12 protein-coding genes are annotated in these 9,009 nt (G+C 68.4%); 5 read left to right on the plus strand and 7 right to left on the minus strand.

The features are described 5' to 3' along the window. On the minus strand, positions 1-1,545 hold a 1,545-nt coding region (locus VFS34_05715; GenBank protein HET9793941.1), incomplete at its 3' end, for a glycosyl hydrolase. 97 nt (positions 1,546-1,642) lie between these two features. Here VFS34_05715 and msrA point away from each other — a divergent pair. Continuing rightward, a complete protein-coding gene (gene msrA / locus VFS34_05720; GenBank protein HET9793942.1) occupies positions 1,643-2,185 on the plus strand; it encodes a peptide-methionine (S)-S-oxide reductase MsrA in 543 nt (180 codons plus the stop codon). Here msrA and VFS34_05725 read toward each other — a convergent pair. After that, positions 2,182-2,883, minus strand: coding sequence for an NAD(P)H-binding protein (locus VFS34_05725; protein HET9793943.1), 702 nt, complete (start codon positions 2,881-2,883; stop codon positions 2,182-2,184). The two genes, msrA and VFS34_05725, sit on opposite strands and share 4 nt — an antisense overlap. Before the next feature lie 75 nt (positions 2,884-2,958). Between VFS34_05725 and VFS34_05730 the strand changes: the two genes are divergently transcribed. Both VFS34_05730 and VFS34_05735 read left to right on the plus strand, forming a co-directional pair. Next, positions 2,959-3,585, plus strand: a complete 627-nt coding sequence (locus VFS34_05730; protein HET9793944.1) for a TetR/AcrR family transcriptional regulator — start codon at positions 2,959-2,961, stop codon at positions 3,583-3,585. Positions 3,586-3,602: 17 nt separating this feature from the next. Beyond that, on the plus strand, positions 3,603-4,145 hold the full coding sequence (locus tag VFS34_05735) for a hypothetical protein (GenBank protein ID HET9793945.1): 543 nt from the start codon (positions 3,603-3,605) through the stop codon (positions 4,143-4,145). A 45-nt stretch (positions 4,146-4,190) separates the two neighbouring features. Here the strand turns inward: VFS34_05735 and VFS34_05740 are convergent, their stop codons facing one another. From VFS34_05740 to VFS34_05750, 3 genes are read right to left on the minus strand one after another with little or no spacing between them, the layout of a single operon-like run. Then, entirely contained in the window at positions 4,191-5,177 is a 987-nt protein-coding gene (locus tag VFS34_05740; GenBank protein HET9793946.1) for a PHB depolymerase family esterase, read from the minus strand. Beyond that, entirely contained in the window at positions 5,174-5,755 is a 582-nt protein-coding gene (locus tag VFS34_05745) for a GNAT family protein (protein HET9793947.1), read from the minus strand. Before VFS34_05745 ends, VFS34_05740 begins: the two co-directional genes overlap by 4 nt. Beyond that, positions 5,752-6,588: an AraC family transcriptional regulator gene (locus VFS34_05750; protein HET9793948.1), complete on the minus strand. Its 837-nt coding sequence runs from the start codon at positions 6,586-6,588 to the stop codon at positions 5,752-5,754. The genes VFS34_05745 and VFS34_05750 overlap by 4 nt, the downstream gene beginning before the upstream one ends. Positions 6,589-6,707: 119 nt before the next feature. Here VFS34_05750 and VFS34_05755 point away from each other — a divergent pair, with 119 nt between their 5' ends. Then, positions 6,708-7,094, plus strand: a complete 387-nt coding sequence (locus VFS34_05755; GenBank protein HET9793949.1) for a cupin domain-containing protein — start codon at positions 6,708-6,710, stop codon at positions 7,092-7,094. 172 nt (positions 7,095-7,266) lie between these two features. Here VFS34_05755 and trpS read toward each other — a convergent pair whose 3' ends face one another. Then, positions 7,267-8,229: a tryptophan--tRNA ligase gene (trpS, locus tag VFS34_05760; protein HET9793950.1), complete on the minus strand. Its 963-nt coding sequence runs from the start codon at positions 8,227-8,229 to the stop codon at positions 7,267-7,269. Between the two features lie 261 nt (positions 8,230-8,490). Here trpS and cutA point away from each other — a divergent pair, with 261 nt between their 5' ends. After that, a complete protein-coding gene (gene cutA / locus VFS34_05765; GenBank protein ID HET9793951.1) occupies positions 8,491-8,892 on the plus strand; it encodes a divalent-cation tolerance protein CutA in 402 nt (133 codons plus the stop codon). Here cutA and VFS34_05770 read toward each other — a convergent pair. Beyond that, on the minus strand, positions 8,854-9,009 hold a 156-nt coding region (locus VFS34_05770), incomplete at its 5' end, for a PLP-dependent transferase (GenBank protein ID HET9793952.1). The genes cutA and VFS34_05770 overlap by 39 nt on opposite strands.

Here is a 9,009-nt window from a genome sequence, read left to right on the forward strand (position 1 = left end):
CCGCGTGTGCTTGTGCGGCGAGACGAGGATCGGCGAATCCCAGTTCCAGCGGAGCGGAGGTTCGTTCTTCCCGGGCTGGGGCTGGATGTAGAGCTGTTCTCCGGTCCGGCGATCCATGCGGTTCAACGCGCCGTACTGAGCTTCCGAGTAGATCGTGTTCGGGTCCTCGGGATCGACGACCGAGTAGAACCCGTCGCCCACGGACGTGACGAACCAGTCGGAATTCGTGATCCCCTGCAGCCCGTCGGTGCGCGAGGGGCCGCCGAGACTGAAATTGTCCTGGGTTCCGCCGTAGACGAAGTAGGGGTCGCCGTTGTCGAGACCGACCCGGTAGAACTGGGTGACCGGCAGGTTCGCCTTGAACTGCCAGCTCTCCGCGCGGTCGAACGTCTCGTAGACGCCGCCGTCGCAACCGACGAGAAGATGGTCGGTGTTCGCGGGGTCGATCCACATCGCGTGGCTGTCGGGGTGCTTGGTCTTCTCTCCCAGCGCATGGAACGTCTTCGCGCCGTCCTCCGATACCTGGATCCAGACGTCCATCGAGTAGACGCGCTCGCGGTTCTTCGGATCGACGAAGATCCGCGCGTACGCCATCGCCGCGCCGGCGAAGTAGGAGGTCCTCTTCTCCCACGTCGCTCCGCGATCGGTCGAACGAAAGATTCCGCCCGCTTTGTTCGCGGCCTCGATCGTCGCGTAGACCACGTCCGGATCCGACGGCGCGATCGCGAGTCCGATCCGTCCCATGTCCTCTTTCGGAAGCCCGCTCGTGAGCTTCGTCCACGAAGCGCCCGCATCGGTCGACTTCCAGATCGCGGATTCCGGCCCGCCGTCGATCATCGTCCAGACGTGGCGCCGGCGCTGGTACGAAGCGGCGTACAGGACGTCGGGATTGCGAGGATCCATGACGACGTCGGTGACCCCGGTGTTCTCGGAGACGGTCAGGACGGCCTTCCACGTCTTTCCGCCGTCGGTGGTCTTGTAGAGACCGCGTTCGCCCCCGGCCGCCCAGAGCGGTCCCTGGGAGGCGACGTAGACGACCTTCGAGTCGCGCGGATCGACGACGATGCGCCCGACGTGCTCCGAGGTCTTCAGGCCCATGTTCTTCCAGGAGGCGCCGCCGTCCTCGGAGCGGTAGACGCCGTCGCCGTAGTAGACGGCGCGCTGGCTGTTGCTCTCCCCCGTGCCGACCCAGACGACCGAAGGGTTGTTGGGATCGATCGTCACGCAGCCGATCGAATACGAGCCCTCGTGGTCGAAGACCGGCGTCCAGGTCGTGCCGTCGTTGACCGTTCGCCAGACCCCTCCCGACGCGACGCCCACGAAGTACCGGCGGCCGTCGGTCGCGGGATCGACCGCGATGTCCATGATCCGCCCCGAGGCGATGCCGGGCCCGATCGAACGGAGCTCGAGCCCGCTCCAGGTGTCGGCGGACGTCGGGCCCGCGGCGGGAGAGGCGCTCTTGTCGGCCGGCCTGGCTTTCGCGGCGCCCGCGGGAAGCGCGGCCGACGACGCGAGCACGATGGCGCAAACGAAGACTCTTTTCACGATCGCTCCTTCCGGTTCGTCCTGTGAATCCGGCAAGGATACGACGGAAATCGAGAAAGGTTCAGCCCCGTCCGGCGGCGCGGAAACCTGGGAGAGAATGGCGGGGATGAAAGAAACCGCGACGTTTGCCGGGGGCTGTTTCTGGTGCATGGAGGCCGTCTTCCTGCCTCTTCGAGGCGTCGAGAAGGTCGTCTCCGGCTACACGGGAGGAACCGTGAAGGACCCGACGTATCGCCAGGTGTGCGGCGGGTCGACGGGACACGCCGAGGCGGTCGAGATCACGTTCGACCCGGCGGTCATCACCTACGAGGAGCTGCTCGAGATCTTCTTCGCGCTCCACGACCCCACGACGAAGGATCGGCAGGGGGCCGACGTCGGAACGCAGTACCGGTCGGCGGTCTTCTACCACTCCTCCGCCCAGAAGGCGGCCGCCGACGCGATGATCGAGAGGCTCGGCCGGGAGGGAGTCTTCCCGGCTCCGATCGTGACCGAGGTCGTTCCCGCCGAGACGTTCTACTGCGCCGAGGACTACCACCAGCGTTATTTCGAGCAGAACCCGAACCAGCCCTATTGCCAGGCGGTCGTCTCGCCGAAGGTCGCGAAGCTCCGGAAGAAATACGCCGAGAAGCTCGCGACCTAGACCCGCCGCGGGCCGAGGGAGGCGCGTTTCGTCCGGGCTCTTCCGAGCTCCCGGATGTCCCGGCTTTCCAGGATGCGCTTGTCCGCGCCGCGCTCGGCGACTTCGAGCATCGCGCGGCCGACCTCCTCGGTCGTCGTGACGAAACCGGGAAAGAGGGCGCGGGCAAGCGGCAGAACCGGACGAAAGAGCCGATAGAAGATCCGGTACGAGCGCGTCTTCGAGACGGCGCCGTGCATCGGCACGATGATCGCCGGCCGGAACAGGAACGCCGAGAACGGAAGCGCGAGGAGCGCGTTCTCGGTTTGCCCCTTGACGCGCGCCCACATCGAGCGTCCGCGGGCGGTCGAGTCCGTGCCCGCGCCCGAGACGTAGACGAAAGTCATCGCCGGATTTCTTTCCGAGAGAACGGCCGCGGCCGCCAGCGTCACGTCGTACGTGATGCGTCGATACGCCGCCTCGGTCATCCCCGCGGAGGAAACGCCCAGACAGAAGAAACACGCGTCCCACCCGGTGAGCGCGCCGCCGATCGGCGAGAAATCGAAGAAATCGGCGTGGACGATCTCCGCGAGTTTCGCGTGCGCGGGCCCCGACGGCCGCCGCACGACCGAAAGAACCCGCTCGACCGCGGGATCGGCCAGGCATTCGCGAAGGACGCCCTGCCCGACCATCCCCGTGGCCCCGAAGAGAACGACCTTCATGGTCTTCGATCCTAGTGGCTCGCTGCCAACGAAAAGACTTGACTCTCACGCCGCTTCTTAGTTGAATGCTCAACTATGAACCTGCAGCCAAGTAGAAGCACGCGGGAGAGGCTGATCGAGGCGGCGCTCTATCTCTTTTGGTTGAAAGGATATGAAGCGACGTCGGTGGCCGACATCCTGGAGCGGTCGGGTGTCAATTCCGGCAGCTTCTACCACTTCTTCAAGCGAAAGGAGGACCTTCTCGTTGCCGTCCTGCAGCTCTACATCGACTCCCTCGATACGGTCATCCTCGCCCCCGTTCGCGAGCGGTTCTCCGATCCCGTCGAGCGCGTTTTCGGGATTCTCGAGTTCTACCGGCAGAACCTCGTCGCGACCGGCTGCTCCTACGGGTGCCCCATCGGACGCCTCGCGCTCGAGATCGCGCCGGAGCAGACCGAGGTGCGGCGGAGGCTTGCCGAGAACTTCGACGGCTGGACCGCGGCCGTCGAGCGGCTCCTCGCGGAGGACCGCGGGCGGTTCCCCGCCGGGACCGATCTCGCCACCCTCTCGAAGTTCGTCCTCACCGTCATGGAAGGAGGCGTGATGCAGGCGCGAACGCACCGCGATCTCGCCCCGTTCGACGCCTCGGTCGCGCACCTGCGCGAGTACTTTCGCCTCCTGGCCGGCACCGGGTCTCGGTCCGAGCCGCAGATCGACGCCTGAAAAGAAGGAGAAGGATCATGTCCCTCGCCCGAACCCGCCTCGGAATCGGAATGTTCGTCGCGCTCGCCGCGGCGGCCGGAAGCGCCGGCGCGGAAACGCCCAGGCCGGCGACGGCGCGGCCGATCGCGCCGCTGGCCTGGCTCGTCGGCGGAACGTGGACCGCGGACGCGTCGAGGCTCGGCCCCGGCATGAAGCGGATCGAGACCCGCTACCAGTGGGCGGACAACGACGCGTACATCCGTTTCACGACGCACTTCGTGTCCGAAAACGGCACGTTGAAGAATTACGACGGCAATTTCTTCTGGAACCCCGAACTGTCGACGCTCTTCGTCTGGTACATGGACGCGCGCAACGACATCACGCAGGGGCCGGTCACGTTCGACGGCGACACGATGCGGATCACGTTCCGGGCCCCCGACTTCGACGGGAAGACCGCGGACATGAAGGTGGAGGTGGTCCGCGCGACGAACGATCTGTACACCTGGAAGCTCGCGGAGAAAGAGGGAGAGGGATGGAAGCCCCTCGCGTCGCTCGATTACCGGCGGGTCGCGGGTTCCTGATCGCGGCGATCCCGGGCCGGAGGGCCTCGACGGTCTTCCGGCGCTTCACTTCAGCCCGGAAAAGATCTCCCAGATCGCGTCGCACGCGGAGAGGTTCCGGCTCGTCTTCCCGATCAATCGCTCGCTCAGATAGGGGCGGCCTCCCGGCCACGCGTGGCCGCCCCCTTCCACTCGATAGAGGACCACGCGGGCGCCCGACGCGCAGCCCGGACGTTCGATCTTCCGGACGCGGGTCCCGTCGGAGATCGGGGCGGGAAGATCCGTCTCGACCGCGGGTGCGCGGCAGGCGGCCTTCGCCGCCCACAGTTCCGCCGTCGACGGGGCGCCGAGCACGGCGCCGCGAGGCGCGCCGAGCGCCCTCACCTCCCCTCCGGCATAGGGAACGATCGGATCGGTGGTGCCGGCGATCTCGACGACGGAGACCGCCGAAGGCGCTCGGCAGCCGCCGGCAAGATCCCTCGCCAGCGAGGCGCCGACCGCCGCGACGCCCCGCACGTCTCGCGGGAGCTCGCAGGCGAGGCGCAACGCCATGATTCCCCCGTTCGAGATCCCGGCGACGAAGACCCGCCGGCGGTCGATCGGGAAGCGGCGCGAGAGATCGGCGACGAGCTCCCGGAAAAACCCGACGTCGTCGATCCGTTCGAGCGTCGCACGCGACGGCAGGTCCCGCCGCCCGTCGTTCCACGATCTTCCGACGCCCTGCGGATACCCGACCACGAAGCCGTCGCGGTCCGCGAGCGCGTCGAAGCGGCCCTGCGTCAGCGTGACCATTCCATCCGCCGTCCCGCTGCCGCCGTGGAGGACGAGAAGGAGCGGCATGGCCGCGGCGGAGCGGTTCGCGGGAGCATGGACGAGGCACGTGCGCTCGAGACCGCCGGAGCGGAGACGGATCTCGAGAGGCCCCGATTCCGCCGCGCGAACCGTCCTCGCCGCCGGGAGGAGGGCGCAGAAGAGGGCGAGGAACGCCGCCGGCCCGGCGGCGCCGGTCGGGAGCCGCCCGCCGATCCCGTCACGCACGATCGCGGGTTTCATCGCAGGAGGCCCGCCAGCCGCTCCCGCACCGCCGGCCATTCGCTCTCGAGAATCGCGAAATAGACCATGTCGCGGCGCCGCCCCGAGCGGGCGATGAGATGCTGTCGAAACGTTCCCTCTTCGACGGCGCCGATCCGCCGGAGCGCTCGGCGGGATCGCTCGTTGCCCGCTTCCGTCTTGAAGACCACGCGGATCGCGCCGAGCGCCTCGAACGCGTGCGCGAGGAGCATCCGCTTCGCCTCCGTGTTCGCGCCGCTCCGCTGCCGCGACGGCGTGATCCACGTCGCTCCGATCTCGAGCCGGCGGTGCGCGGGGGCGATGTCCATGTACCGCGTGCTGCCGATGACTTCGCCCGTTCCGCGCTCGACGATGACGAACGGAAGCGCCGAACCGCGCCGCTGGAGGTCGAGGGCTTCCCGCACGTACGCTTCCATGTCGCCGGCCGTCTCGATCGGGGCCGGCTGGAGACGCCAGAGTTCCGGGTCGAGACCGACCCTCGCGAGCGGCTCCGCGTGCTCGATCGTCATCGGTTCCAGCCGGACGTAGCGGCCTTCGAGCGTGACCGGCGCGACGTTCACGCCGACCGGCGTCCCTGGGAGGCGCGAATCGCTCCGGGACTCGTTCCCGTCAACCGCCGGAAGACCCGGTGGAAATGGCTCTGGTCGAAGAACCCGGCGTCGAGCGCGATCTCGCCGATCGGGCGCGGCGAGGACGCGCGGAGCTCCCGGAGAGCCCATTCGATCCGGAGCCGGCGCACGTACTCCCCCGGGCTCTCTCCATGGCGCGCGCGGAACGCGCGCGCGAGCGAGACGGGATGGACTCCCGCTTCGCGCGCGACCTCGGTCAGCAGCAGCCTTTCGCGGAAGGACGATTCGAGCCGCTCGCGAACCCGGGACAGCCACGGCGGCGACCCCGCGGCCGCCCGACGGCTTCGCAGGCGCGAAGCGATCCCCACGATTTCGAGGGCGAGTCCCTCGACGACGAGCGGCTGGGCGGTGTCCCGGCAGCGGAGCTCGGCGCCGATCGCGCCCGCGAGCGCGGCGAGCCGCGGATGCCGCAGCTGGCGCACGCCGGCCAGCCGCGCCGTCCAGTCGGACAGGAGTGGCGACGCTCCCGGAAGGATCTCGATCTCGAGATTCACGGCGCCGCCCTCCTGCACCCGATCCGCGTGGCGCTCCTCGGGCGGCCGAACGAGAAGAGCGGCGGGCGAATCGTTGTCGAACGAGCGCCCCGCGACCGACTCGCACAGCGCGCCGCGCCTCGTAAACGTGAGGCTCGGATTCGCGTGGGCGTGCCGGGAAACGACGAGGCCCCCCGGATAGCGAGTCTCCGTCACGCGGAACGACGGACTCGCCGCCGCGGCGACCTCGTGCTCACGCCGCGCGGGAAGGGGGACGAACCGGGCGCGCATCGGGCCCGATTCTAAGGCCGCGGAATCGCCTCGGTTCCGTGCGTCCCTGCCCGGTTTCGTCCGTCCACGACTCGGGGGGCGGGCGACGCTATTCTGGGCCGTCGCGAAAGGAGGCCCCCGTGAGCGATCCCCATCCCTACGTCGTCCACCTCGAGCCGAAGTTCCCGGCGCTCCGGACCATCGACGTCGCCGGCCTCGCGGCGGCATGCACGGACCGCTGGTACAACCAGACGCTCTGCCGCGTCGACGAGGCCGTCGTGCGCCTCGGCGTCGTCGAGGGGGAGTATCACTGGCATCATCACGACGAGGAAGACGAATTCTTCTACGTCGTCGAAGGAAGGCTGCTCGTCGACGTCCGCGAGGGCGCGGCGGAGCGGACGCTCGATCTCTCCCCCGGCCAGGGCGTCGTCGTCCCGAAGAACGTCGAGCACCGCCCTCGCGCGCCGCGACGCACGGTCATTCTGATGGTCGAGCGCGGGACGATCGTGCCGACGGGAACGAAGTGAGCCGGCGAGGCCCGGCGCCGCCATCCACCGCCGAGTTCGAGGCGCGGCGAGGCGCGAGCCCGCCGGGATGCGGGTCGCCCGCGGCGTCCCGAGGCCTACTGGGAACGTCGGTCGCAGGGCGGCGCGGGCGGCACGCGCCCGGCCGGCTCGATGCATCGGCGCGCCTGCCGCGCTAATCGATTCCGCAGGCGCGGCGACACCGAGCGAGCGTCGCGCTCGCGATCTTCCGCGCCTTGTCGGCGCCCTGAAGCAGCACGTCGTCGACGTAGCCGGGATCCTTCGCGAGCGCCTTCCGGCGCTCGCGGGCTTCGCCGAAGCGCTCGTCGAGGAGCGCGATCAACCGCTTCTTGATCTCGGAGTACTTCAGCCCTCCGGCCGCGAAACGCTCGCGCCATTGGGCGATCTCCTCCGCCGAGGCGAAGAGCTTGACGAGATTGAAGACGTTGTTCGCGTCGGGGTCCTTCGGAGCTTCCACGGGAGCGGAGTCGGTGACGATCGCCATCACGCGTTCCTTCAACGCCTTTCCCTCGAGAAAGATCCCGATGTCGTTTCCGTAGGATTTCGACATCTTCTGGCCGTCGATTCCCGGCACGACCCCGGCCTCCGGCAGGATCCGGTCCTGCGGGAGCTTCAGGACCTCGCCGTACAGATGGTTGAAGCTTCCGGCGATGTCGCGGGCGACCTCGACGTGCTGCTTCTGGTCCTTGCCGACCGGGACGATGTCGGCGTCGACGATGAGGATGTCGGCCGCCATCAGGACCGGGTACGAGAAGAGACCGTGGTCCGGGGAGAGGCCGCGCGCGATCTTGTCCTTGTAGGAGTGGCAGCGTTCGAGGAGCCCCATCGGCGTCACCGTCGTCAGGAGCCACGACAGCTCCGGCACCTCGTGGATGTCCGACTGCTTGTAGAACGCGGCGCGGGCGGGATCGAGACCCAGGGCCAGGTAGTCGAGCGCCACGTCGCGAACGTTCTCGCGGAGGACCGCCGGGTCCTTGACGGTCGTCAGGGCGTGGAGGTCCGCGATGAAATAGAACGCGTCGCCGCTGTCCTGGAGCTCGATGTGCTGCCGGATCGCACCGAGGTAGTTGCCGAGGTGGAGCTTGCCCGACGGCTGGATGCCGGAGAGGATTCTCATTCGACCGGGAAGCCTAACAGGTAGAGGCGCGGCGATACATCGAGCCGGCCGGGCGCGTGCCGCTCGCGAGACCCTGCGACGTACCGGACGTGTACGCCTCGGGATCTCGCGGGCGACCCGCATCCCGGCGGGCTCGCGCCTCGCCGCGCCTCGGCCCCGTCAAGCGAGAAAGCTCTTCCTACACCGATCCGAACGCGTCTTGACGTTCCCTTTGCCTTCTTCTAAGGTCGCCTCTGTATGCGCGGAGACGACATCGTCGTAATGCTGACCTCGGTCGGGACGGAAGAGCAGGGCCTCGACATCGCGGAGGCGCTCGTCCACCGGCGGCACGCCGTCTGCGTGAACATGGTCCCTTCTCTGCGGTCGATCTACCGCTGGAAGGGGAAGGTCTGCGAGGACACGGAGTACCTGCTCGTCATCAAGACGATCGCGAAGCGCTTCCCCGACGCCGCGGCCACGATCCGGGAGATCAATTCCTACGAGCTGCCCGAGATCCTCTCGTTCTCGATCCGGAACGCCGACGCCCGGTTCTGCCAGTGGATCGTCGACGGCGCCGAGGAGCCGCGGAGGCGGAGGAAGGCCGCCGTCCCCGCGAAGCCGAAGCGGCGCGGCGCCGCCCGGGGCTCAAAAGGCCGAAAGCGCCCGGCCGAGATCCGCAAGTAGGTCTTCTTCGTCCTCGATCCCGACCGAAATCCGAACCAGTCCCGGCGTGATGCCGAGCTTCGCGCGGTCCTCCTCGGGGACCGACGCGTGCGTCATCGTCGCCGGGTGGCAGATGAG

It is taken from the genome of Thermoanaerobaculia bacterium, from assembly GCA_035717485.1.
Taxonomy (GTDB): Bacteria; Acidobacteriota; Thermoanaerobaculia; order UBA5066; family DATFVB01; genus DATFVB01.

Coding starts and splice junctions, on each gene's coding strand:
- VFS34_05735 (HET9793945.1), top strand. CDS start 3,603: ATGTCCCTCGCCCGAACCCGCCTCGGAATCGGAATGTTCGTCGCGCTC.
- VFS34_05725 (HET9793943.1), bottom strand. CDS start 2,883: ATGAAGGTCGTTCTCTTCGGGGCCACGGGGATGGTCGGGCAGGGCGTC.
- trpS (HET9793950.1), bottom strand. CDS start 8,229: ATGAGAATCCTCTCCGGCATCCAGCCGTCGGGCAAGCTCCACCTCGGC.
- VFS34_05730 (HET9793944.1), top strand. CDS start 2,959: ATGAACCTGCAGCCAAGTAGAAGCACGCGGGAGAGGCTGATCGAGGCG.
- msrA (HET9793942.1), top strand. CDS start 1,643: ATGGCGGGGATGAAAGAAACCGCGACGTTTGCCGGGGGCTGTTTCTGG.
- cutA (HET9793951.1), top strand. CDS start 8,491: ATGCTGACCTCGGTCGGGACGGAAGAGCAGGGCCTCGACATCGCGGAG.
- VFS34_05740 (HET9793946.1), bottom strand. CDS start 5,177: ATGAAACCCGCGATCGTGCGTGACGGGATCGGCGGGCGGCTCCCGACC.
- VFS34_05750 (HET9793948.1), bottom strand. CDS start 6,588: ATGCGCGCCCGGTTCGTCCCCCTTCCCGCGCGGCGTGAGCACGAGGTC.